The sequence below is a fragment of the Streptomyces sp. NPDC107528 genome (assembly GCF_055639295.1).
Genome location: NZ_JBVKAV010000001.1, coordinates 100,368 through 124,588 on the forward strand (window position 1 = coordinate 100,368; position 24,221 = coordinate 124,588).

Here is a 24,221-nt window from a genome sequence, read left to right on the forward strand (position 1 = left end):
GTGGCCCCTGTGGGGGCCTCTCGCCCATGGCGGCTGCAGGCCTATCGGCGACATATCACCTGATGGGGTGAAGCCCTCGGAGAACGCGATCCGGGGATCTTTCCGTTCTGTCCATGCTTGGGCATGCACTCAAGCCGCGATCCCTGGTACGACGCCCTCGCCTCCGGATGGGGGGAGTCGGGCGTCGTGGACGTCCCGGAGACTGCTCCGCCGGGCGCGGCCGATGTGTACCTCGAGGTGCAGCGGAGCGCGGCTTTCCAGGAAGTACGCAGTCGGTACCGGCGGTTTGTGGTGCCGGCTGTTGTGCTCTTCCTCGCGTGGTATGCGGCGTACGTCGTGGCCGCCACGACCGCGCCGGAGCTGATGGCCCGGCCCGTGGCGGGCGCCGTGAACGTGGCGATGCTGGCCGGGCTCGGGCAGTTCCTCACCACCTTCCTGCTCACCTGGGCCTACGCCCGTCACGCGCGGCTGCGCCGGGATCGGGCGGCGCTGGAACTGCGCTGGGACACCCAGGAGTTGGCCCGCGTCACCAGGGGAGGTGCCGCGTGACGCACGATCACCAGACGCCGGCGCTGATTCTGTTCAGCCTGTTCGTCGCGATCACGCTGGCGATCACGACCTGGGTGAGCCGCAACCGGCGTGGTTCAGCAGAGGAGTTCTACGCGGGCGGCCGGCTCTTCTCGCCCATGGAGAATGGTTTTGCCATCGCGGGTGACTACATGTCGGCCGCCTCCTTCCTCGGCATCTCCGGGCTCATCGCCCTCTTCGGCTACGACGGGATGCTGTACTCGGTGGGCTTCCTCGTGGCCTGGCTGGTGGTGCTGTTCCTCGTCGCCGAACTCGTGCGCAACTGCGGGCGGTTCACGCTCGCCGACGTGGTCGCCGCGCGGATGCGGGAGCGCCCCGTGCGGATCGCGCTGGGAACTTCCTCGGTCACCGTGTCCGTTCTGTATCTGGTGGCGCAGATGGTGGGCGCGGGCACCCTGGTCGCGCTGCTGCTCGGGGGCAAGGGCGAGGCGGTGCAGGCCTGGACAGTCATCGGCGTCGGCGCGCTCATGGTGATCTACGTGTCGTTGGGAGGGATGCGGGCCACCACCTGGATCCAGATCGTCAAGTCGGTCCTGCTGCTAGGCGGCACCGTGGCGTTGACCGTGCTCGTCCTGCTGCGCTTCCACGGCGACTTCGACCGGCTGCTGGTCACGGCGGCCGAGCGCAGTGGTCACGGCGCGGCGTTCCTGGCACCCGGGCTGAAGTACGGCGTTGACTGGACGGCCCGGTTCGACTTCATCAGCCTCGGCCTCGCGCTGGTGCTGGGTACGGCGGGGCTGCCGCACATCCTGTCCCGCTTCTACACCGTGCCCACCGCTCGCGCGGCACGGCGGTCGGTGGTGTGGGCGATCGGGCTCATCGGCGGCTTCTACCTGATGACGATCGTGCTGGGTTTCGGCGCGGCCGCGATCGTCGGGCCCGAGGCCGTACGCGGGTCGAACGCGGCCGGGAACACGGCAGTTCCGCTGCTCGCCCTCGATCTCGGCGGCGGCGCGGACTCCACGGGAGGAACGGTTCTCTTTGCCATCGTGGCCGCCATCGCCTTCGCCACGATCCTCGCCGTGGTCGCCGGAATCACGCTCGCCTCCTCGGCCTCCGTGGCCCACGACCTGTACGCCTCGCTACGGCCGCGCCGCGCCAAGCCCCGCAGCGAAGTTGCCGTGGCGCGTGTCGCGGCGGTCGGCATCGGCGTGGTCGCGATCGCCCTCGGACTGCTGGCCCGCGACCTCAACGTCGCCTTCCTCGTGGGACTCGCCTTCGCCGTCGCCGCGTCCGCCAATCTGCCGGTGCTGCTCTACTCCCTGTTCTGGCGGGACTTCACCACGCGGGGCGCCGTATGGGCCGTCTACGGGGGCTTGATCCCGGCCGTGGTGCTGGTGGCGCTGTCGCCGGTCGTATCGGGCAGCCCCGAATCGCTGTTCCCCGGTGTCGACTTCCAGTACTTCCCCCTGCAGAACCCGGGGCTCGTCTCGATCCCGCTGGGCTTTGTCGCGGGCTGGCTCGGCACGCTCATCTCGTCCGAGGCACCCGATGAGGCCAAACACGCGGAGGTCGAGGTGCGGTCGCTGACGGGGGCGGGGGCCGCATAGGCCCGATGGTGGAAGCGGTCGGGGACGCCCGCACCGACATGGCAATGGGTCGAGCGGTCGGGTGATACGTTGCGCGGCCCGCATCCGTATGAAGAAGGGGCACGGTTCCTTCCCCCGCCCCCACGGGCCGTGCCTCAGGCGCGGGTCGCCCACACGTAACGGTGTTCCGGGCGACCCGCGTCACCGTACTTGAGGGTGAGCCGGGCCCGTCCCGTGCGCTCCAGGAGCTTGAGATAGCGCTGGGCGGTCTGACGGCTCACTCCGGTCCGCTCGGCGATCTCCTGGGCCGACAGCGGGCCTTCGGCGTTCATCAGGGCGCGCCGTACGAGTTCCGTGGTGGTGGGGGAGTGGCCCTTGGGCAGATCGGGCTCCGAAGACGCCGACAGGGCGCCGAAGATGCGGTCCACCTCGGCCTGCTCCGCCTCGCCGCCGCCGTCCAGGGTGCGGCGCAGTTCGCCGTACGCCTCCAGCTTGGCGCGCAGGCCCGCGAAGGCGAACGGCTTGACCAGGTACTGCAGCGCCCCGTGCCGCATCGCCGCCTGCACGGTCGACACGTCCCGCGCCGCCGTCACCATGATCACGTCGGCCTGGTGGCCGCGCCGGCGCATCTCCTGGACGACCGCGAGGCCCGTCTCGTCGGGCAGATAGTGATCCATGAGGACCAGGTCCACGCGGGGCAGCTCCTCCACCTGGCGAAGCGCTTCGGCCGCGCTGTGCGCCTCGCCGGCCACGTGGAATCCCGGCACCTTCTCGACGTAGGCGGCGTTGACCCGCGCCACGCGCGTGTCGTCGTCCACGACCAGGACCTCGATCATCGCGACTCCTCCTCGGCGACGGTCTGCGCATCTGACGGCACGGCGAGGGCAGGCTCCAGATCCGGCTCGGCCAATGCCTCGGGCAGGACGACGGTGAACTCCGCGCCGCCGCCGGCCGCCTCGCCCACCGTTGCGGTGCCACCCTGCCTTTCGGCGAACCTGCGCACCAGGGAGAGACCGATGCCGCGCTCACGGTGAGCCGGGGGCTTCTTGGTGGACCACCCCTCGGTGAAGATCAACTCGCGCTGCTCCTCGGGGATTCCCGGCCCCGTGTCGCGTACCAGGAGGGTCGCTGTCCGCCCCTCGGCACGCAATTCGACCTCCACGCGCGGGTGCGTGGTGCCCGCGGCGGCGTCCAGAGCGTTGTCCACGAGGTTGCCGACGATCGTGACGAGCCCCCGAGGGTCGATCAGCCGGTCCGGGAGCCCGGTGCGGTCCGAGAGACGCAGCGCGACGCCCCGCTCGGCCGCCACGGTCGCCTTGCCCACCAGCAGGGCGGCGAGCAGCGGGTCCTGGATCTTCTCGGCGACCTGCTCGGCGGTTTCCCGGTGGTCGCCGACCACCTCGCCGACGAACTCCACGGCGTCGTCGTACATCTCCAGTTCGAGCAGTCCGAGGAGCGTGTGCATGCGGTTGGCGTGCTCGTGGTCCTGGGCGCGCAGGGCGTCGATCAGGCCGCGCGTGGAGTCGAGCTCCCGGCCGAGCTGCTCCAGCTCGGTGCGGTCGCGCAGGGTGGCGACGGCGCCGCCGTCGTCGGTGGGCATGCGGTTGGCGACCAGGACACGCTGACCGCGGACCGTGAGCAGATCGGTGCCCGTCACCCGGCCGGCCAGCACGTCGGTCGTACGGCCCCCGCCGAGCGCCTCGTCGAGGGACCGGCCGACGGCCTCGTCGCCGAGGCCCAGCAGGCGCCGCGCCTCGTCGTTGAGGAGGCGGATGCGGCCGGTGCGGTCCAGGGCGACGACACCCTCCCGGATGCCGTGCAGCATCGCCTCGCGCTCCGCGAGCAGCGCCGAGATGTCGGAGAAGGCCAGGTCGCGGGTCTGCCGCTGGACCCGGCGGGAGATGAGCCAGGCGGCCAGCGCGCCGACCGCCAGGGCGCCGCCCGCGTAGGCGAGCAGCCCCGGGATCGCGTGCAGCAGACGGGCCCGCACGCTGTCGTAGGCGATACCGACCGAGACGGCTCCGATGATCCTGCCGTCGTCGTCGCGCAGCGGCACCTTGCCGCGGGCGGTGCGGCCCAGGGTCCCGTCGTCGATCTGCATGACCTCGTGGCCGGCGAGGGCCTGGCCCGGGTCGGTCGAGACGATTCTGCCGACCTCGCCCGGGGTGGGGTGGGACCAGCGCACCCCGCGCCGGTCCATCACGACGACGTACTCGGCCTTGGTGGCCTCGCGGATCCGCTCCGCCTCCCGCTGGACCGGCCCGCCGGTCGTCGCGGGGGTGTTCGCCAGGTCCTCGGCGATGTCCGGCTGCGCCGCGGTGGTCTGCGCGATCGACAGCGCGCGCCGCATCGCCTGGTCGTCCAGCTGATCGCTGAGCGGGGCGAGGAACAAACCGGTCGCGAGCACCGCCACTCCCGCGGCGATCGCCACCTGCATCAGCAGCACCTGCGCGAACATCCGCCGGGGCAGAACGAGGCGCAGGCGACGTGCGGGGGGAGTGCGGCTCATACCCATGACGGTACGTGGGCGTGTCGGCGCTGCTGGAGGGGTGTGGCGTGGATCTCTTGATCAATATCGGGCAGCCGGCCCACCCGACGGTGGGCCGGCGCCCCTGATCAGCCGGCGACCGCCGTTGTCACCGTGAGCTCACGCACCGCCACGACGTCCATCCGCGCGGGTGAGCCGAGCACCGAACCGCAGCTCTCAGGCCGTGGCGGCACGGACGCCCCCTGTGCGACGACGACCCGCCAGTGGCGCCCGTCCACGTGCGCGACCGTCACTCCCCACCGCGGGGCCGCGCCGTCCGTGCGCACGACACTCAGGGCCTCGGCGGCGTACACACCCGCGGCCGAGCGCACGGCCAGCTCGGCCGCCTGGCCCGGTCGCTCCCAGGCCGAGTTCCCGCGGCACCCCTCCACGACGATCCGGCCCTCCTGAACGCTGTGCAGGACATCCTTGACGGCGTGGGCCTGCGCCCGCCCGTAGGCATAGCCGTACGGCAGCACGAGCAACGTCGGTGAGAACCGGTGGCCGCCCAGATGGGTGACCTCCCAGACGCCGTCCACGCCGGAGGCGGCGAGCTCGGCAGCGAGCGGGCGGCCGAGGAGCGCGCAGCAGCGGTCGCGCTTGCCGTTGGTGCAGACGAGCGCGAGCGGGTCGCCGGTGTGGGGCTGCCCCTGGAGGGCAGAGCCGAAGGAGCGGTGGTCGCCCTTCCCGAGCGCGGCGAAGTCCAGGTCGAGCAGCTGCCGGGGGTCGCGGGTGGTGGCGGAGTGCAGCCACACGTTGCCGGGTGCGGTGTGGGCCGCGTAGACCCGGCGCTCGGCCAGGGTCCCGCAGTCGGCGTGCCGGCCGGGGCGGCGGATCAGCGCGATCCGCACGCCCGTGCCCTGCGCGGCCGCCTCCAGGGCGCGGCCCAGAGCGGGATCCAGGTGGCTCTGCGTGAGCGCCTTGGCACCCCACGGGCCGGGCTGCTCGAGCAACAGCCAGGTCGTCGCGGTCGCCGCGGTCCCCGCGATGGGCTCGTCGAGGTCCTGCGAGACGGTTGAGCACGTACTCACAGAGGTGAGCCTAACCTGACTTGCGTGGCGGTGGCGGCTCGAGGGGCTGACACACGTGTGGCCTGGAGCCGTTCTGGCGCCAGGCCTCATCGGTGGAGATCGAGCAGTGACGGGGTGCCGGCTGCTCGCCGGGTCGGTGGCCCGGCTCGCTCAACGGTTGCGCGCGGGCCGGGGAGCGTGACGGTACGGGTCTGGGTGGACGCGTGCTCGTGCGGTGGGCTCAGGCGTCGGGGATGTCTGCCTTGGCGCGGATGAGCGTCTCCCGGCTGACGATGACGATGCGCTCGTAGTCGGCGCGGGCGGCATCGGCGGGCAGTTCCGGGTCAAGCGCCTCGGTGGCCTCGGTGCCGATCACGGCGAAATTCCCGTCGCTGAGTTCGAACACGTCCGGGCAGGTAGCTCCTGAACTACTGCCACGGGCGCTTGGAGGCACACCGATGCGGCGCACGATCTTCAAAGGTACCGGTCCTTAGGAACAAAAGGGCTGGAGGAACAAAAGGGCTGGGCATGCTGAGTGGGGAGCAGATTACTGGTGTTTCAGAGCCCCTTGTGGCTGGACGGCAAGAAAATCACTCGGTCAGTCGCTCGGCGGATCGCCGACCACCCACCACTCGTCCGTGTCGGATTCGTCGAGGTCCCGGACGAGGCCGTCCACCATGTGCCCCAGCTGGGCTTCCACGGATGCATCGTCCAGGCTGGCGCGCATATGCCGTGATGCCTCCCAGTACTCGCGGAAGACCGGACTCTGGAAGAACTCCCGCAGACGTGTGTACAACTCCTCCCGATCCAGGAGTTCCGCCTGGTAAAGGTGGTAGAGGTGGACGTACCAGGCGTTGGCGTAGAAGAACTGCCGGCGCCTCTCCGTCGGGATGCTCTGGTCGTAGGTGTCGATCACCGCGGCGAGGGACGGATCGTCGATCGCCCGTGCCAGCAACTCCCAATGCATGCGCTGCTGATGGGCCAGAGCCGTTCGCCGGATCGCCAGCTCCTCGAGCTCCAGCTGCCGCTCGTGCTGACGCGCCTTCTCCGACCGCCATTGACGCGCAGCCAGCGTCACGGTGGCGGTGGCGGCCAGGACGGCGAGCGTGGTGGAGCCCAGCCTCCTTGCAGAACACTTCAGTGTGGCCATGTCAATTACCCCCGATCAAACGGCCGTCCGCCGGTCGTCGGGGTGCGGGTCGACTGGAGGGGACCGGCGAGCCGTGGGCGGCGCTTGCCATCTCCCAGAGTGCCGAGCGGCTCTGATCGGCGGGGAGGCGGAGAAGCGGCGCACGGAGGGAAGCGAGGGTCGCACGCTCCAGCGCCATGCCCAACGTCTGCCCGGCAAGTGCTGCTAACAATCGTTCACTTCGCAGTGATTCTTACGGCTCGTATCCTGGGTCGGCATTCAATCTTCGTACGCGCGCCGACCTCGTGAGCCGGTGCACCCGTCGGCGTGAGAGAGGTCGCACGTTGAGCCAGCCGAACCCCGGTCCGCAGCAGATTCCGGTCGTCGTCCTCGCCGGATTCCTCGGTTCCGGCAAGACGACTCTGCTCAACCACCTCCTCCACCGCAGCGGCGGCACCCGCATCGGCGCCATCGTCAACGACTTCGGGGCCATCGAGATCGACGCCATGGCCGTCGCCGGTGCGCTCGGCGACTCCACCGTCTCCCTCGGGAACGGCTGCCTGTGCTGCGCCGTCGACTCCAGTGAGCTGGACGTCTACCTGGAGCGGCTCGCCCGGCCCGCCACCGGCATCGACGTCATCGTCATCGAGGCCAGCGGGCTCGCCGAGCCCCAGGAACTCGTGCGCATGGTCCTCGCCAGCGAGCATCCGGGCATCGTGTACGGCGGACTCGTCGAGGTCGTCGACGCCGCCGAGTTCGAGGAGACGCGCGCCAAGCACCCCGAGATCGACCGGCATCTCGCCCTCGCCGACCTGGTCGTCGTCAACAAGCTCGACCGTGCGGTGGACGGGGAGCGCGTCCTCGGGCTGGTCCGCGAGCTCACCGACGGCGCCGCCGTCGTCCCTGCCGCCTACGCCCGTATCGACCCCGAGTTCCTCTTCGACTGCCGGCCCGGCGAGGAGCGCATTGGGCAGCTGTCCTTCGACGACCTGCACGGGCACCATGAGCCTCATCAGGACCACACCGGCCACCTGCACACCGGCTACGACAGCCTCTCCTTCACCTCCGAGACCCCCCTCGACCCGCGCCGGCTGATCGCCTTCCTCGACAGCAGGCCCGAGGGGCTGTACCGGATCAAGGGTTACGTCGACTTCGGGCCGCACGACACCGTGAACCGCTACGCCGTGCACGCCGTCGGGCCGTTCCTGCGCTTCTACCCGGAGCCCTGGCCGGCCGCCGACGCCCGCCTCACCCAGCTCGTGCTCATCGGCACCGGCATCGATACCGTTGCCCTGGCCAAGGAGCTGGAGGCGTGCAAGAGCGACGCCCCACACGCCGACGAGCACGGCATGTGGGGCGTTCTGCGCTACGTACAGGACCCGGAGGACGGGGCCTTCGAGGAGGCCTAGACCGGGCCGGCCACCACCGACACCGTCTTCGGCAGCGACACCCCCGAGCCGTCACGGCGCGGGTCGATCTCCGGGAGGTCGGCCGGCGTGCCGTTCTTCTGCGCGGCCCGTGCCGGGACGGCGCCCGCCCAGGCCAGGGCCAGGCAGTCCTCGCCCTTGAGGAACCGCTGGCAGCGCACGCCTCCGGTGGCGCGGCCCTTGCGGGGGTACTGGTCGAACGGGGTCAGCTTGGCCGTCGTCTGGACCGAGTCGTCCAGCGTGCCGCGCGAGCCCGCGACCGTGAACACCACCGCGTCGACCGCCGGGTCCACGGCCGTGAAGGAGATCACCTTCGCGCCCTCGGTGAGCTTGATGCCCGCCATACCGCCGGCGGCGCGGCCCTGCGGGCGGACCTGCGAGGCCTGGTAGCGCAGCAGCTGTGCGTCGTCCGTGATGAAGACCAGGTCCTCCTCACCCGTGCGCAGCTCGATCGCGCCGACGATCCGGTCGCCCTCCTTCAGGGTGATGACCTCCAACTCGTCCTTGTTGGTCGGGTAGTCGGGCACCACGCGCTTGACGACACCCTGTTCCGTGCCGATCGCCAGGCCGGGGGAGGACTCGTCGAGCGTGGTCAGGCAGACCAGGGTCTCGTCGCCCTCCAGGGAGACGAACTCCGACAGGGGCGCGCCGCCCGAGAGGTTCGGCCGCGCCGCGGTCTCCGGCAGCTGCGGCAGATCGACGACGTTGATCCGCAGCAGCCGTCCCGTGGACGTCACCGCGCCCACCTCGCCGCGGGCCGTGGCCGGCACCGCCGAGATGATCACGTCGTGCTTGGAGCGCTTCGCCTCGCCGTCCTCCGCGAACGGGTCGCCGTTAGCCGTACGGGCCAGCAGACCCGTCGAGGACAGCAGCACCCGGCACGGGTCGTCCGCCACCTGAAGCGACACGGTGGCGACCGGCGAACCCGCCGACTCCAGCAGGACCGTACGCCGCTCGGTCCCGAACTTCTTGGCGACCGAGGCCAGTTCCGCGGAGACCAGCTTGCGCAGCTCCGCGTCCGAGTCGAGGATCCGCGTCAGCTCGGCGATCTCCCCGTTCAGCCGCTCCTTCTCCGCCTCCAGCTCGATGCGGTCGTACTTGGTGAGACGGCGCAGCGGCGTGTCGAGGATGTACTGGGTCTGGACCTCGCTCAGCGAGAAGCGCTCCATCAGGCGCTCCTTCGCCTGCGCGGAGTTCTCGCTGGAGCGGATCAGGCGGATGACCTCGTCGATGTCCAGCAGCGCCGTGAGCAGGCCCTCGACCAGGTGCAGGCGGTCGCGGCGCTTGGTGCGGCGGAACTCGCTGCGGCGCCGGACGACCTCGAAGCGGTGGTCGAGGTAGACCTCCAGCAGCTCCTTCAGGCCCAGGGTGAGGGGCTGGCCGTCGACCAGCGCGACATTGTTGATGCCGAAGGACTCCTCCATCGGCGTCAGCTTGTACAGCTGCTCCAGGACCGCCTCCGGCACGAAGCCGTTCTTGATCTCGATGACCAGGCGCAGGCCGTGCTCGCGGTCGGTGAGGTCCTTGACGTCTGCGATGCCCTGCAGCTTCTTCGAGCCGACCAGGTCCTTGATCTTGGCGATCACCTTCTCCGGGCCGACCGTGAAGGGCAGTTCGGTGACGACGAGGCCCTTGCGGCGGGCGGTCACCGTCTCGATCTCGACCGTGGCGCGGATCTTGAAGGTGCCGCGGCCCGTCTCGTACGCGTCCCGGATGCCGGCCAGGCCGACGATCCGGCCGCCGGTGGGCAGGTCGGGGCCCGGGACGTGCTTCATCAGGGTTTCCAGATCCGCGTTCGGGTGGCGGATCAGGTGGCGGGCGGCCGAGATGACCTCGGAGAGGTTGTGCGGCGGCATGTTCGTGGCCATGCCGACAGCGATGCCCGACGCGCCGTTGACCAGGAGGTTCGGGAAGGCGGCCGGCAGCGCCACCGGCTCCCGCTCCTGGCCGTCGTAGTTGGGCGTGAAGTTGACCGTGTCCTCGTCGATCGACTCGGTCATCAGGCTGGTCGCATCGGCCTGCCGGCACTCGGTGTACCGCATGGCGGCCGGCGGGTCGTCGTTGCCCAGGGACCCGAAGTTGCCGTGGCCGTCGACCAGCGGGACGCGCATCGAGAAGGGCTGGGCCATGCGCACCAGGGCGTCGTAGATCGACGCGTCGCCGTGCGGGTGCAACTTACCCATGACCTCGCCGATGACGCGGGCGCACTTCACATAGCCGCGGTCGGGGCGCAGGCCCATCTCGTTCATCTGGTAGACGATGCGACGGTGCACCGGCTTGAGGCCGTCGCGGGCGTCCGGCAGGGCGCGGGAGTAGATGACCGAGTACGCGTACTCGAGGAAGGAGCCCTGCATCTCGTCGACGACGTCGATGTCGAGGATCTTCTCCTCGTACGAGTCCTCGGGCGGCGGGTTCTTCGTGCTGCGGCGGGCCATCGCTGCCGGCTCCTCTGGTTCTGGTCGCTCGAGCGTCTGCGGATCTGACGCGGACCATTGTGGACCGCGGCACTGACAACCACCGACCAGGACCCGATGTTGGGCTCCGACCCGGCATCGCAGAAGTGTCGCCGACGCCGGGCCTCCACCGCGACAGAGGGGCGGGGCGAGAAGCGAACATCACTGTCCGGGACCGTTCTTGCGACCGGACGGGCCGAAGGCAAGCGCGCGCCGCGAGACCGTTCACCCGCCGGAGTGATCGGCGGGCACAGTGCCAGGTCGCAGGGTGTGCGGGCCCGCCTGAGCCCCCTGGACACGGTCGGCGCGTGCCGGGCCCGCCCCGTTCGGCAGGTCCGCGGGACAGGACGACGAGCCGTGCTTGAGGGCCGTCGCGCGTGTCGTCGCGGGCCCGGACGCACCCGCATACCGGCACGGCGTTCCGACCGGGAACTTCGCCGACCCTTCGGACGCTGCATACAGTGGCAGGAACGGAGCACGAACCGCTCGACACAACGCAGTGCACGCGACCGGAAGGACACCTTGCCCATGGGTCACACGGCCACACCGGAGGCACAATCCGGCGGCCTCACCGCCACGGAGCACCGCCTGGCCAACGGCCTGCGCGTGGTGCTCTCCGAGGACCACCTCACGCCGGTCGCCGCCGTCTGCCTCTGGTACGACGTCGGCTCCCGCCACGAGGTCAAGGGCCGTACCGGACTCGCCCACCTCTTCGAGCACCTGATGTTCCAGGGCTCGAGCAGCGTGAAGGGCACGGGCCACTTCGAGCTCGTCCAGGGTGCGGGCGGCTCGCCGAACGGCACCACGAGCTTCGAGCGCACCAACTACTTCGAGACCATGCCCGCGCACCAGCTGGAGCTCGCGCTCTGGCTGGAGGCCGACCGCATGGGCAGCCTCCTGGTGGCGCTCGACGAGGAGGGCCTGGAGAACCAGCGCGACGTCGTCAAGAACGAGCGCCGGCAGCGCTACGACAACGTCCCGTACGGCACGGCGTTCGAGAAGCTGACCGCCCTGTCGTACCCCGACGGGCACCCCTACCACCACACGCCGATCGGCTCGATGGCCGACCTGGACGCGGCCAGCCTGGAGGACGCCCGCGCGTTCTTCCGCACCTACTACGCGCCCAACAACGCCGTCCTGTCGATCGTCGGCGACATCGACCCGGCGCAGACGCTCGCCTGGGTCGAGAAGTACTTCGGCTCCATCGAGTCCCACGACGGCAAGCCCGCCCCCCGCGACGGCTCGCTGCCCGACACCATCGGCGAGCAGCTGCGCGAGGTCGTCGAGGAGAACGTGCCCGCGCGCGCGATGATGGCCGCCTACCGGCTCCCGACGGACGGCACGCGCGAGTGCGACGCGGCCGACCTGGCGCTGACCGTCCTCGGCGGCGGCGAGTCCTCCCGCCTCTACAACCGGCTCGTACGCCGTGACCGTACGGCCGTGGCGGCCGGGTTCGGCCTGCTGCGCCTGGCCGGGGCGCCCTCGCTGGGCTGGCTGGACGTGAAGACGTCCGGCGACGTCGAGGTGCCGGTCATCGAGGCGGCCGTCGACGAGGAGCTCGCCCGCTTCGCGCAGGAGGGCCCCACCGCCGAGGAGATGGAGCGCGCGCAGGCCCAGCTGGAGCGCGAGTGGCTGGACCGGCTCGGCACGGTCGCGGGCCGCGCCGACGAACTGTGCCGGTACGCCGTCCTGTTCGGCGACCCGCAGCTCGCCTTCACCGCCGTGCAGCGCGTCCTCGACGTCACCGCTCAGGAGGTCCAGGCGGTCGCCCAGGCGCGTCTGCGTCCCGACAACCGCGCGGTGCTGGTGTACGAGCCGGTCGCCGACGAGGCCGAGGACCTGGAAGCCGCCGCCGACGGGGCCGCACCCGCCGGGACCACCGACGAGAACGAGGAGTCGGCGCAGTGACCGAGCTCGCCAGCATGGAGTTCCACCCGCAGCCCCAGGCGGGCCAGGCCCGGCCCTGGGCGTTCCCGGCACCGGAGCGCGGCAAGCTGGACAACGGCCTGACGGTCTTGCGCTGCCACCGCCCCGGCCAGCGCGTCGTCGCCGTCGAGGTCCTCCTGGACACGCCGCTGGAGGCCGAGCCGAAGGGCCTGGACGGCATCGCCACGATCATGGCGCGTGCCTTCTCGGAGGGCACCGACAAGCACACCGCCGAGGAGTTCGCCGCCGAGCTGGAGCGCTGCGGCGCCACGCTCGACGCGTACGCCGACCACCCCGGCGTCCGCGTCAGCCTCGAGGTGCCCGTCTCCCGGCTGCCGAAGGCACTCGGCCTGCTCGCCGACGCGCTCAGGGCGCCCGGGTTCGAGGACACCGAGGTGGAGCGCCTGGTGCGCAACCGCCTCGACGAGATCCCGCACGAGCTGGCCAACCCCTCGCGCCGCGCCGCCAAGGAGCTGTCCAGGCAGCTGTTCCCGGCGACCTCGCGCATGTCCCGCCCGCGCCAGGGCACCGAGGACACGGTCGCCGGCATCGACTCCGCGGGCGTACGCGCCTTCTACGAGCGGCATGTGCGCCCGGCGACGTCCACCGTCGTGGTCGTCGGCGACCTCACCGGCGTCGACCTCGACGCCCTGCTCGGTGACACCCTGGGCGCCTGGACCGGCTCTCCGGCCCAGCCCCGGCCGGTCCCGCCGGTGACCGCGGACGACAGCGGGCGCGTCGTCATCGTGGACCGTCCCGGCGCCGTCCAGACGCAGCTGCTGATCGGTCGCGTGGGCCCCGACCGGCACGACCGCGTCTGGCCCGCGCAGGTGCTCGGCACGTACTGCCTGGGCGGCACCCTCACCTCCCGCCTGGACAAGGTCCTGCGCGAGGAGAAGGGCTACACCTACGGTGTGCGCGCGTTCGGGCAGGTCCTGCGCTCCGCCCCGGACGGCTCGGGAGCGGCGATGCTCGCCATCAGCGGCTCCGTGGACACGCCGAACACCGGTCCCGCCCTGGACGACCTCTGGAAGGTCCTGCGCGGTGTCGCCGACGGGGGACTCACCGACGCCGAGCGGGACTTCGCCGTACAGAACCTCGTCGGGGTGGCGCCGCTGAAGTACGAGACCGCCGCGGCCGTGGCGAGCACGCTGGCCGACCAGGTCGAGCAGAACCTGCCCGACGACTTCCAGGCGACGCTGTACCAGCAGCTCGCCGCCACCGGCACCGTCGAGGCGACCGCTGCGGCCGTGAGCGCCTTCCCGGTCGACCGCCTGGTGACGATCCTCGTCGGCGACGCGGCCGAGATCCGGGAGCCCGTCGAGGCCCTCGGCATCGGCGAAGTCAGCGTCGTGGCGGCCGAGTAGGGGACTGGCGCGGCGCCGGAGACGGCCGCACGCGTAGGGGCCCTGGTGACGGAAGAGTCACCAGGGCCCCTTTATGCCCGAATTGAGGGAGAGGTTGCCTGTCTGACCTGTGGGATGCACTACAAAAGGCAGGATCCGTTTGGGGATTGAAAGATGCCCCGTTTAGCGTCTTCCGGGCTGTCCGTCAGGCACTGCGCCGCGCCCGCGGCACCGGACAGCCATCGCCGAGTCCCCGTACGGCGCGAGCCAGGGGAGCCGGGGACCCATGAAGTCCCTGGGGTGAATCGGACGCCCGCGCAGCCGCGAGGGGGTCCGTAGGAGACCTTCCTGCTCCGAACCCGTCAGCTAACCCGGTAGGCGAGAAGGAAGGAAAGGACCAGCCACTTCATGGCGTTCACCTGCGCCACCGGGAAGCGTCCCGCGGGGAAGCACCGTCGTCCCAGCCGCTTCGAACGCACCACCGCCCGCGCCGCGGGCGTCGCCGCACTCACCGCCACCGGCGTGATCGGCACCCTGGCCGCCCCGGCGCTCGCCGCCGAACCGGCCGTCGAACAGACCGGCCTCATCCCGGTCGTCTCCGTCGAGAACTCGATCGCCGACCAGATCGACGCCCAGGCCGCCGCCCAGGAGCAGGCCGCCAAGGAGGCCGCGGCCCGCAAGAAGGCCGCCGAGGAGGCCGCCCGCAAGAAGGCGGCCGCGAAGGCGAAGAAGGAGCGCGAGGCCAAGGAGCGCGCCGCCCGCGAGGCCGAGCGCAAGCGCCTGCTGTCCTACGTCGCCCCGATCTCCGGCTCGTACGTCTCCACGGGCTACAAGACCGGCGGCGCCCTCTGGTCCTCCGGCAGCCACACCGGCGTCGACTTCCATGCCGCCAGCGGCACCTCGGTCCACTCGGTGGCCTCCGGCACCGTCGTGGAGGCCGGCTGGGACGGGTCGTACGGCAACCAGGTCGTGATCAAGATGAACGACGGCACCTACACCCAGTACGGCCACATGTCGTCCATAGCCGTCTCGGTGGGGCAGACCGTCACCCCCGGTCAGCAGATCGGCCTGTCCGGCGCCACCGGCAACGTCACCGGGCCGCACCTGCACTTCGAGGCCCGCACGACGCAGGAGTACGGCTCCGACATCGACCCCGTCGCCTACCTGCGCTCGCACGGCGTGAACCTCTGACGCCCCACCTCTGACGCTCACACCGCGTCTTCCGAAAGCCCCGGCTCCCCGAGCCGGGGCTTTCGGCGTTTCGAACGGCCCGCTGTCCAAAAAATATCCATGGATTCCGGCCCGCCGTCGGAAATTCCGGCCGGTTGCAATAGAGTCACTGAACACACGTCATTCGTCGACGTTTCACGGGGATTAAGGCGGAGGTCGGTCATGCGTATTCCGGCGCACTCGGTATGCACCGCGATCCGGGACGACATCGTCGCCGGGGTCCACGCGCGCGGTGGCAGGCTCACCGAAGAACTCCTCGCCCGCCGCTACGGCGTCTCCCGAGTCCCCGTGCGCGAGGCCCTGCGCACCCTGGAGGCGGAGGGCTTCGTGGTGACCCGGCGGCACGCGGGCGCGTGCGTTGCCGAACCGAGCGAGCAGGAGGCCGCCGACCTGCTGGAGATGCGCACCCTCCTGGAGCCGCTCGGCGCCTCCCGGGCCGCCCAGCGGCGCACCGAGGCCCATCTGAAGGTCCTGCGCGGCCTGGTCAGGCTGGGCCAGGAGCGGGCCAGGCGGGGAAACAGCGAGGATCTGCGCTCCCTGGGCGGCTGGTTCCACGAGACGCTGGCCCAGGCCTCCGGCAGCCCCGCCCTGACCTCGATGCTGACCCAGCTGCGCCACAAGATCGCCTGGATGTACGCCGTCGAGGCGCCGGCCGACCCCGTGGAGTCCTGGACCGAGCACGGCGCGATCGTGGACGCGGTGGCGCGCGGCGACGGCGAGCGCGCCCGCGCGATCACGGCGCTGCACACCGAGCGCTCGATCTCCGCGCACCGGCTGCGCTTCGGCTCCCGCCGTGATCGCACGGAGCGTGTGAGGAATTCGCAACATCCCGTAAACATGCCGAGCCTGCGGCATTAACACGGGCGCCGTATACAAAGAGGAGATATTCGGAGGCGGCGAATTCTCGCTGCCCATTTTCGGATGTGCAGGTAATTCTCGGGCCCGCCCGCCTCGAAAGTGGGAGCGCCTGCTCGAAAACACGAACCCAGTGCCGAAAACAGTGAAGCCGCGCCCGCCGGAAAGGCGAGCGCGGCTTCACCGCTTGCTGTGGGAGGTCCCGCTCAGGTCCGTCAGACCGTCTCGGGCAGCTCCTCGAGGCCCTCGGAGACCAGCTTCGCCAGACGGTCGAGGGCGGCGTCCGCACTCTCGGCGTCGGAGGCGAGGACGATCTCCTCGCCGCCCTGGGCGCCCAGGCCCAGGACGGCCAGCATGGAGGCCGCGTTGACGGGGTTGCCGTCGGCCTTGGCGATCGTCACCGGGACGCCTGTGGCCGTGGCGGCTCGGACGAAGATGGAGGCGGGGCGGGCGTGGAGGCCCTCGGCCCAGCCGACGTTGACGCGGCGCTCAGCCATGTGATGCTGCCCTTCGGTTCTCAGGGTTGTCTAGACCAGTTTCCCACACCCGTGAAGCACGACGGAACTGGACGAACGTCCGACGAACGTCCCCTCCTGAGGTGACCGTCGGGTCGCGGCCTCGACCCCACGTACGTCCTGAACAGACTGCCTCGCGCCGTTGTCGTACGCGAGCCGTACTCTGGGCCCCATGCAGAGCGCCTCGGACAGGCACGCGTACCCCGCCCACTGGGAAGCCGACGTGGTGCTGCGCGACGGCGGCACCGCGCGCATCCGCCCCATCACCGTTGATGACGCCGAGCGCCTGGTCAGCTTCTACGAGCAGGTGTCGGACGAGTCGAAGTACTACCGCTTCTTCGCGCCCTACCCGCGGCTGTCCGCAAAGGACGTCCACCGCTTCACGCACCACGACTTTGTGGACCGGGTGGGACTCGCGGCCACGGTGGGCGGCGAGTTCATCGCCACCGTACGCTACGACCGGATCGGCACCGACGGAATGCCCGCGTCCGCGCCCGCCGACGAGGCCGAGGTCGCCTTCCTCGTCCAGGACGCCCACCAGGGCCGCGGCGTCGCCTCCGCCCTGCTCGAACACATCGGCGCCGTCGCCCGCGAGCGCGACATCCGCCGCTTCGCCGCCGAGGTGCTGCCCGCCAACAACAAGATGATCAAGGTGTTCACGGACGCCGGGTACACCCAGAAACGCAGCTTCGAGGACGGCGTCGTCCGCCTGGAGTTCGACCTGGAGCCGACGGACCGCTCGCTCGCCGTCCAGTACGCGCGCGAACAGCGCGCCGAGGCCCGGTCCGTGCAGCGGCTGCTGGTGCCCGGCTCGGTCGCCGTCATCGGCGTCGGCCGCACCCCGGGCGGGGTGGGCCGCAGCGTCCTGGGCAACATCAGCGACGCCGGGTTCACGGGACGGCTGTACGCACTGAACAGGGCGTTCCCGGAGGACCTCAAGGAACTCGACGGCGTGCCCGCGCACCGCTCCATGCGCGACATCGAGGAACAGGTCGACCTCGCGGTGGTCGCCGTGCCGGCCGCGTACGTCCCCGACGTGGTCGCAGAGTGCGGCGAGCACGGCGTGCAGGGGCTGGTCGTGCTCTCCGCCGGGTACGCCGAGAGCGGGCCCGACGGCCGCGAGCGGCAGCGTGAACTCGTACGGCAGGCACGCGCCTACGGCATGCGCATCATCGGGCCGAACGCCTTCGGGGTCATCAACACCTCCGCCGACGTACGGCTGAACGCCTCCCTGGCCCCCGAGATGCCCCGCCCGGGCCGCATCGGCCTGTTCGCGCAGTCCGGCGCGATCGGCATCGCGCTGCTGTCCCGGCTCCACCGGCGCGGCGGTGGTGTGACCGGGGTCACCGGGGTGTCGACCTTCGTCTCGTCCGGCAACCGTGCCGACGTGTCCGGCAACGACGTCCTTCAGTACTGGTACGACGACCCGGACACCGACGTCGCCCTGATGTACCTGGAGTCCATCGGCAACCCGCGCAAGTTCAACCGCCTCGCCCGGCGTACGGCTGCGGCCAAGCCGTTGGTCGTGGTGCAGGGCGCGCGCCACGGCGGAGCGGCGCCGCAGGGCCATGCCGTGCGCGCCACGCGGCTGCCGCACGCCACGGTGTCCGCGCTGCTGCGGCAGGCCGGGGTGATCCGGGTGGACACGATCACCGAGCTGGTGGACGCGGGCCTGCTGCTCGCGCGCCAGCCGCTGCCGACCGGCCCGCGGGTCGCGATCCTCGGCAACTCCGAGTCGCTGGGGCTGCTGACGTATGACGCGTGTCTCTCCGAGGGGCTGCGGCCGCTGCCGCCCCTGGATCTGACGACGGGGGCGTCAGCGGGGGACTTCCACGAGGCGCTGTCGCACGCGCTCGCCGACGAGACGTGCGACGCGGTCGTCGTCACCGCCATACCCGCGATCGGCGACGCGTCGACCGGCGATGCCGAGCTGGCACAGGCCCTACGGTCGGCGGCAGAGCAGGTGCCGGGGAAGCCGGTGCTGGTGGTCCACGTCGAGCTGGGCGGCCTCGCCGAAGCCCTGTCGGCCGCGGCGAGCACAGCACCCCAGGCGGACCGGAAGACGCCCGGCGCCCAGATCCGCCCCCACCCGTTCCGCCCCCTGGACTTCCAGGCCGGGAACCCGGCCGAGCAGCCGGACACCGCGCAGGGCCCGACGACCCTCATCCCCGCCTACCCCGCCGCCGAGCGCGCCGTCCGCGCCCTCGCCGAAGCCGTCAACTACGCGCAGTGGCGGCGCGACGCGGCCGACCCCGGCAAGGTGCCCGAGTACGAGGACATCGACGAGAAGGGCGCCGCCCAGCTGATAGGCGGGCTGCTCGCGCGCGGGCAGGGGCTCACGCTCGGCACGGACGAGACCTGTGACCTGCTCGGGAAGTACGGCGTCGACGTGCACCGAGCCCTGCACGCGCCCACCCCGGACGCCGCCGCCGACGCCGCCCGCACTCTCGGGTACCCCGTCGCCCTCAAGGCCACCGCCCCGCACCTGCGGCACCGCGCCGACCTCGGCGGCGTGCGGCTCGATCTCGCCGACGAGGAGCAACTGCGGCGGGCGTACGCCGAGTTGACCGAGCTGTTCGGCAGGCCGGAGGAGCTGCGGCCGGTCGTGCAGAGCATGGCACCGCGCGGCGTCGACACCGTCGTACGGGCCGTGATCGACCCGGCGGCCGGTGCCGTCCTGTCCTTCGGTCTCGCCGGTGCCGCCTCGCAGCTGCTCGGGGACATGGCGCACCGGCTGATCCCGGTCACCGACCGCGAGGCGACCTCGATCGTCCGCTCCATCCGGACGGCACCGCTCCTCTTCGGCTGGCGCGGCTCCACTCCCGTCGACACACCTGCGCTGGAGGAGCTGCTGCTGCGGGTGTCGCGGCTGGTCGACGACCACCCCGAGGTCGTCGCGGTCACCCTGGAACCGGTCGTCGTCGCCACCCACGGCCTGAGCGTGCTCGGCGCCTCCGTCCGCCTCGCGCCGCCGCCCGCCCGGGACGACCTCGGGCCGAGGACGCTGCCGACGTACTGAGAGCGCCCGCAGCGGTGCCTCGCAGTCAGTGCGCCCCCGTAGGATGGGCGTCATGGCCAAGACCAGTACGACGACCCAGGGGCTGCGTGCGGCGATCGAGCGCAGCGGCTACTACCCGGCCCTCGTGGCCGAGGCGGTGGAGGCCGCTGTGGGCGGCGAGCCCATCCGGTCGTACCTGGTCCATCAGGAGACGACGTTCGACCAGAACGAGGTGCGGCGGCACGTGACCGTGCTCGTCCTCACCCACAACCGCTTCATCGTCAGCCATACCGACGAGCAGGCCGCCGACAGCACCTCCCCGACGCCGTACGCCACGACGTCCACCGAGTCCGTGAAGCTCGGCCGGATCTCCTCGGTCGTCGTCAGCCGCGTCGTCGCCAACCCGGAGTCGTACACGCCGGGCACGCTGCCCCGCGAGATCGTGCTGACCATCGGGTGGGGCGCCGTCGCCCGGCTCGACCTGGAGCCCGCCGCCTGCGGGGACCCCAACTGCGAGGCCGACCACGGCTACACGGGCAGTTCCACGGCGGACGACCTCAGCCTGCGCGTCAGCGAGGCCGGCGACGGACCGGAGACCGTGCGCCAGGCGCTCACCTTCGCTCAGTCGCTCTCCGAGGCGACCGCGGACATCGCCCGCTGAGATGATCCAGCCCACCGCCTGGGACTCCCACCCGGAACCCCTCGCCGTCGACTCCGCGCCCGTCCCCGAGTACGGCAGCGGCTCGCTCGCCGATCTGCTGCCCACGCTGGCCGCCGGCATGGCCGTACCGGACATGACCGCCGCGATTCCGGAGCTGACCGCCGCCGACCGCGCCTGCGTGTTCCTGATCGACGGCCTCGGCTGGGAGCAGCTCAAGGCGCACCCCGAGGAAGCGCCGTTCATGACGTCGCTCCTGAGCAGCTCGCGCGGCGGCACCGGACGCCCGCTCACCACCGGCTACCCCGCGACCACCGCGACCTCCCTCGCCTCCGTCGGCACCGGCCTGCCGCCGGGCGCGCACGGCCTGCCCGGGTACACCGTGCGCGACCCTGACACCGGTGAGCTGATGAACCAGCTGCGCTGGCAGCCGTGGACGTCGCCGCGCGTCTGGCAGCCGTACCCCACGGTCTTCCAGCTGGCCCAGCAGGCGGGCGTGCACGCGGCGCAGGTGTCGTCGCCGACGTTCCAGAACACCCCGCTGACCAAGGTCGCGCTCAGTGGCGGAACGTTCCTGGGGCGGCTGGCCGGCGAGGAGCGGATGGACCTCGCGGCCGTACAACTGGCCGCGGGCGACCGGTCCCTGGTCTACACCTACTACGCCGAACTCGACGGCGCCGGCCACCGCTACGGCGTCGACTCGGACACCTGGCGCGGCCAGCTCATGTACGTCGACCGGCTCGTCCAGCGCCTCGCCGAGCAGTTGCCGCCGCGCACCGCGCTCTATGTCACCGCTGACCACGGCATGATCGACGTGCCCTTCGACGAGCAGCACCGCATCGACTTCGACGAGGACTGGGAGCTGCGCGCCGGCGTCGCCCTGCTCGGCGGCGAGGGCCGCGCGCGGCACGTGTACGCGGTGCCCGGCGCCGCGAACGACGTCCTGACCTGCTGGCGCGAGGTGCTCGGCGAGCAGTTCTGGGTGGCCTCCCGGGACGAGGCGATCGCGGCGGGCTGGTTCGGGCCACGGATCGACGAGCGGGTGTACGGGAGGATCGGCGACGTGATCGCGGCCGCGCGGGACGACGTCCTGATCATCGCGTCCGAGCGGGAGCCGAAGGAGTCGGCGATGGTCGGCAACCACGGTTCGATGACCCCCGCGGAGCAGTTGGTCCCCCTGCTCGAAGTACGCTCCTGACACCTCCGCAGCCCGCCGTAGCCGACTCTCTCCGCCGAAAGGTGCTCAACTCAACATGCCCGAGCTGGTGTTCTTCTCCGGAACGATGGACTGCGGGAAGTCGACGCTGGCTCTCCAGATCGAGCACAACCGTTCGGCGCGCGGGCTCGCGGGCATGATCTTCACGCGTGACGACCGCGCCGGCGAGGGCAAGCTGTCCTCGCGCCTCGGCCTGGTCACGGACGCGGTGGAGGTCGAGGACGGCGTGGACCTGTACGCGTACGTCGTCGACCACCTCTCCAGGGGTGGCCGCGCGGACTACGTCATCGCCGACGAGGCCCAGTTCCTCGCGCCCGACCAGATCGACCAACTCGCGCGCGTGGTCGACGACCTGGGCCTGGACGTCTACGCCTTCGGCATCACGACCGACTTCCGCAGCAAGCTGTTCCCGGGCTCCCAGCGCCTGGTGGAACTGGCCGACCGGGTCGAGGTGCTCCAGGTGGAGGCACTGTGCTGGTGCGGGGCCCGCGCCACGCACAACGCCCGCACGATAGGCGGCGAGATGGTCGTCGAGGGCGCCCAGGTGGTCGTCGGTGACGTCAACCAGGCGGACGCCGTCGGCTACGAGGTCCTGTGCCGCCGCCACCATCGACGCCGTATGACGGCCGCGAGCGCACGGGCGGCGGCGTTGTCCCCGGACGTCCTGCCGGTGCATTCGGTCTGAGCCGAGGTCCCGTTCGGCGCCCTTGCTCCCGAGCCCGTCAGCGCGGGTCCTGGATCAGGGCGAACCGGGCCCCCTCGGGGTCCGCCACCGTCGCCACGCGGCCGTGTGCGCTGTCGTGGGCCGGCTTGAGGACGTGGCCGCCGAGGTCGACGACCCGATCCAGTGTCTCGTCCGTGTCGGCGACCTCGAAGTACGTCACCCAGTGCGGGCCCCGGTCGCGCGGCAGGGAGGTGCCGACGCCGTGGATGCCGGCGACCGGGCGGCCGTCGACGAGCAGGGTGACGTAGTCGAAGTCGGCGGAGACCACCGGCTCCTCCTCGTAGGCGAACACGGTCTCGTAGAACTTGGCCACGTTCACGGACTCGAAGGTCAGCAGCTCGTTCCAGGCCGGGGTGCCGGGCACGCCCGTGATGGCCGTGCCGCGGTGTTCGGCCCCCTGCCAGATGCCGAACACGGCGCCGGACGGGTCGGAGCAGATCGCCAGCCGGCCGGCCTCGGCGGCGTCCAGCGGGCCCACGCCGACCGTGCCGCCGCACAGCCGTACCGTGTCGGCGGTCTGGCCGACGTTGTTCGAGGCGAGGTAGGGCGTCCAGGCGATGGGGAGGTGGCGGTCGGGCGGCAGCTGGCCGATGCCGGCCACCTCACGGCCGTTCAGCAGGGCCCGCACGTAGGGGCCGAGTTGCTGGGGGCCGGGCTGGAACTCCCAGCCGAACAACGCTCCGTAGAAGTCCTGGGTCGCGGCCAGTCCATGCACCATCAGACTCACCCAGCAGGGCGTGCCGGGCGCGTGCCGAGCGTGCGTCTCGCCGTTCGGGCCGGCCGACCCCCGTGCCTCGGTCATCGTCACTCTCTCCTCGGCCCCTCGCGGTGGCCGCGTCGCTTCCGCTGTCCGGACCCCCGTGCCGATGCTCGCACCACCCGTGGCCACGCGCGCTGCGGGCGCGCCGCGCGCGGCGGCCGGTGCCCGGAGGATGCCCGGTGTGCGATTTACCGCCCGTTTCCGTGCGATTGCCGCCGGATGTCGATCGGCTGTACAGCATGTGCCTGATCCCGTACGCCTCGTGATCGGGCCTGTCCGGCGGGCAGAGTAACCGGACCGCGACGATGGGGCCACCCCGTGCGCAAGGATGGTGGCCATGAACGCCATCATCTCCGCATCAGAACTCGCCGGCGAACTGACGGGCGACAACCCTCCGGTACTGCTGGACGTCCGCTGGCAGTTGTCCCTGGCCAAGACGCCCGGCGAGCCGCCGTTCGACGGCCGCGCCGAGTACGAGGCCGGGCACATCCCGGGCGCGATCTACGTCGATCTGGACCGGGAACTGGCCTCCGCGCCCGGTTCGCGCGGCCGTCATCCGCTGCCGGACTTGGCCGAATTCGGTACGGCGATGCGGCGTGCGGGCGTGACCTCGGGGACGCCGGTGATCGTGTACGACGGCGGGCAGGGCTGGGCGGCGGCCCGGGCGTGGTGGCTGCTGCGCTGGACGGGTCACCCCGATGTGCGGGTCCTCGACGGCGGGTTGCCCACCTGGGAGGGACCGCTGGAGACGTCCGTGCCGACCCCGGCGGAGGGCGACTTCGAGCCGGTACCGGGGGCGACGGAACTGCTCGACGCCGACGGCGCCGCGGCGCTCGCCCGGTCCGGGGTGCTGCTGGACGCGCGGGCGGGGGAGCGGTACCGCGGCGAGGTCGAGCCGATCGACCCGGTCGGCGGCCACATCCCGGGTGCCCTGTCCGCCCCCACGAACGAGAACGTGGCCGCGGACGGCCGCTTCCGCCCTGCCGGGGAACTCGCGGCACGCTTCAAGGACCTGGGGGCGGCCGAGGGCACGGCGGTCGGCGTGTACTGCGGCTCGGGCGTGTCCGCCGCGCACCAGGTACTGGCACTGGAGGTCGCCGGCATTCCGGCGGCGCTGTACGTCGGTTCGTGGTCGGAGTGGTCGTCGGACCCGTCGCGGCCGGTGGCCGTGGGGGCGGATCCGCAGTAGGGCGTAGTAGGGCGTGTCGAGCGGGGGAGCGGCGAGTCGCCCAGCGGGACGCCGCCCCGGCCCCGCACAGCCCGAGGGCCGCGCTGCTACCAGCGCGGCCCTCGGGCTCGTACGACCGCCCCGCAGCCGTGCGACCGACTA

20 protein-coding genes and 1 riboswitch are annotated in these 24,221 nt (G+C 71.5%); of the genes, 12 read left to right on the plus strand and 8 right to left on the minus strand.

All coding sequences use genetic code 11. The annotated features are described in order from the left end of the window. Positions 1-123: 123 nt before the first annotated feature. Complete coding sequence (locus ACZ7L5_RS00390) at positions 124-549, plus strand: DUF485 domain-containing protein (RefSeq protein ID WP_471513120.1); 426 nt, start codon at positions 124-126, stop codon at positions 547-549. Continuing rightward, positions 546-2,138, plus strand: a complete 1,593-nt coding sequence (locus ACZ7L5_RS00395) for a solute symporter family protein (protein WP_365062502.1) — start codon at positions 546-548, stop codon at positions 2,136-2,138. The genes ACZ7L5_RS00390 and ACZ7L5_RS00395 overlap by 4 nt, the downstream gene beginning before the upstream one ends. Positions 2,139-2,272: 134 nt before the next feature. Here the strand turns inward: ACZ7L5_RS00395 and ACZ7L5_RS00400 are convergent, their stop codons facing one another. The 5 genes from ACZ7L5_RS00400 to ACZ7L5_RS00420 all read right to left on the minus strand — a co-directional run bounded on the left by ACZ7L5_RS00400 (position 2,273) and on the right by ACZ7L5_RS00420 (position 6,804). Next, positions 2,273-2,953, minus strand: coding sequence for a response regulator (locus ACZ7L5_RS00400; protein WP_471513122.1), 681 nt, complete (start codon positions 2,951-2,953; stop codon positions 2,273-2,275). After that, positions 2,950-4,626 (minus strand): sensor histidine kinase, encoded by a 1,677-nt coding sequence (locus tag ACZ7L5_RS00405; RefSeq protein WP_471513124.1) that lies wholly within the window; start codon positions 4,624-4,626, stop codon positions 2,950-2,952. Before ACZ7L5_RS00405 ends, ACZ7L5_RS00400 begins: the two co-directional genes overlap by 4 nt. A gap of 107 nt (positions 4,627-4,733) precedes the next feature. Beyond that, positions 4,734-5,675 (minus strand): sucrase ferredoxin, encoded by a 942-nt coding sequence (locus ACZ7L5_RS00410; RefSeq protein WP_471513126.1) that lies wholly within the window; start codon positions 5,673-5,675, stop codon positions 4,734-4,736. 220 nt (positions 5,676-5,895) lie between these two features. Next, complete coding sequence (locus ACZ7L5_RS00415; protein ID WP_128430880.1) at positions 5,896-6,132, minus strand: hypothetical protein; 237 nt, start codon at positions 6,130-6,132, stop codon at positions 5,896-5,898. Between the two features lie 120 nt (positions 6,133-6,252). After that, the gene (locus tag ACZ7L5_RS00420) at positions 6,253-6,804 is read right to left on the minus strand and encodes a DUF6082 family protein (protein ID WP_471513128.1); all 552 of its coding nucleotides are present in this window, start codon (positions 6,802-6,804) and stop codon (positions 6,253-6,255) included. A gap of 323 nt (positions 6,805-7,127) precedes the next feature. On the opposite strand from ACZ7L5_RS00420, the gene ACZ7L5_RS00425 reads away from it, so the two are divergent. Beyond that, positions 7,128-8,192, plus strand: coding sequence for a CobW family GTP-binding protein (locus ACZ7L5_RS00425; RefSeq protein ID WP_471513130.1), 1,065 nt, complete (start codon positions 7,128-7,130; stop codon positions 8,190-8,192). Here the strand turns inward: ACZ7L5_RS00425 and ACZ7L5_RS00430 are convergent. Continuing rightward, entirely contained in the window at positions 8,189-10,645 is a 2,457-nt protein-coding gene (locus ACZ7L5_RS00430) for a DNA gyrase/topoisomerase IV subunit A (RefSeq protein WP_467480579.1), read from the minus strand. The genes ACZ7L5_RS00425 and ACZ7L5_RS00430 overlap by 4 nt on opposite strands. Before the next feature lie 546 nt (positions 10,646-11,191). Between ACZ7L5_RS00430 and ACZ7L5_RS00435 the strand changes: the two genes are divergently transcribed. From ACZ7L5_RS00435 to ACZ7L5_RS00450, 4 genes are all read left to right on the plus strand, one after another. Continuing rightward, positions 11,192-12,571 carry a M16 family metallopeptidase gene (locus tag ACZ7L5_RS00435; RefSeq protein ID WP_362386603.1) on the plus strand — a complete coding sequence of 460 codons (1,380 nt, stop codon included), beginning with the start codon at positions 11,192-11,194 and terminating at the stop codon, positions 12,569-12,571. Beyond that, positions 12,568-13,956, plus strand: coding sequence for a M16 family metallopeptidase (locus tag ACZ7L5_RS00440; protein ID WP_384192992.1), 1,389 nt, complete (start codon positions 12,568-12,570; stop codon positions 13,954-13,956). Before ACZ7L5_RS00435 ends, ACZ7L5_RS00440 begins: the two co-directional genes overlap by 4 nt. 212 nt (positions 13,957-14,168) lie before the next feature. After that, positions 14,169-14,330: riboswitch (cyclic di-AMP (ydaO/yuaA leader) on the plus strand. 13 nt (positions 14,331-14,343) lie between these two features. Further along, complete coding sequence (locus ACZ7L5_RS00445) at positions 14,344-15,126, plus strand: M23 family metallopeptidase (protein ID WP_362386606.1); 783 nt, start codon at positions 14,344-14,346, stop codon at positions 15,124-15,126. Positions 15,127-15,327: 201 nt separating this feature from the next. Further along, entirely contained in the window at positions 15,328-16,023 is a 696-nt protein-coding gene (locus ACZ7L5_RS00450) for a GntR family transcriptional regulator (protein ID WP_471513132.1), read from the plus strand. A gap of 212 nt (positions 16,024-16,235) precedes the next feature. On the opposite strand, the gene ACZ7L5_RS00455 is transcribed toward ACZ7L5_RS00450, so the two are convergent. Beyond that, positions 16,236-16,517 (minus strand): HPr family phosphocarrier protein, encoded by a 282-nt coding sequence (locus ACZ7L5_RS00455; RefSeq protein ID WP_153543677.1) that lies wholly within the window; start codon positions 16,515-16,517, stop codon positions 16,236-16,238. Positions 16,518-16,707: 190 nt separating this feature from the next. Between ACZ7L5_RS00455 and ACZ7L5_RS00460 the strand changes: the two genes are divergently transcribed. The 4 genes from ACZ7L5_RS00460 to ACZ7L5_RS00475 are packed head-to-tail and all read left to right on the plus strand — an operon-like array spanning position 16,708 to position 22,092. After that, positions 16,708-19,554, plus strand: a complete 2,847-nt coding sequence (locus tag ACZ7L5_RS00460; RefSeq protein WP_471513134.1) for a bifunctional acetate--CoA ligase family protein/GNAT family N-acetyltransferase — start codon at positions 16,708-16,710, stop codon at positions 19,552-19,554. A 52-nt stretch (positions 19,555-19,606) separates the two neighbouring features. Further along, the gene (locus tag ACZ7L5_RS00465; protein ID WP_328422510.1) at positions 19,607-20,194 is read left to right on the plus strand and encodes a DUF5998 family protein; all 588 of its coding nucleotides are present in this window, start codon (positions 19,607-19,609) and stop codon (positions 20,192-20,194) included. Between the two features lies 1 nt (position 20,195). After that, positions 20,196-21,389 carry an alkaline phosphatase family protein gene (locus tag ACZ7L5_RS00470; protein WP_471513136.1) on the plus strand — a complete coding sequence of 398 codons (1,194 nt, stop codon included), beginning with the start codon at positions 20,196-20,198 and terminating at the stop codon, positions 21,387-21,389. 55 nt (positions 21,390-21,444) lie between these two features. Beyond that, a complete protein-coding gene (locus ACZ7L5_RS00475; protein WP_328878661.1) occupies positions 21,445-22,092 on the plus strand; it encodes a thymidine kinase in 648 nt (215 codons plus the stop codon). Between the two features lie 37 nt (positions 22,093-22,129). Here the strand turns inward: ACZ7L5_RS00475 and ACZ7L5_RS00480 are convergent, their stop codons facing one another. Further along, complete coding sequence (locus ACZ7L5_RS00480) at positions 22,130-22,933, minus strand: VOC family protein (RefSeq protein ID WP_365062485.1); 804 nt, start codon at positions 22,931-22,933, stop codon at positions 22,130-22,132. Positions 22,934-23,228: 295 nt separating this feature from the next. Here ACZ7L5_RS00480 and ACZ7L5_RS00485 point away from each other — a divergent pair, with 295 nt between their 5' ends. After that, entirely contained in the window at positions 23,229-24,080 is an 852-nt protein-coding gene (locus ACZ7L5_RS00485) for a sulfurtransferase (RefSeq protein ID WP_471513139.1), read from the plus strand. Positions 24,081-24,221: the final 141 nt, after the last annotated feature.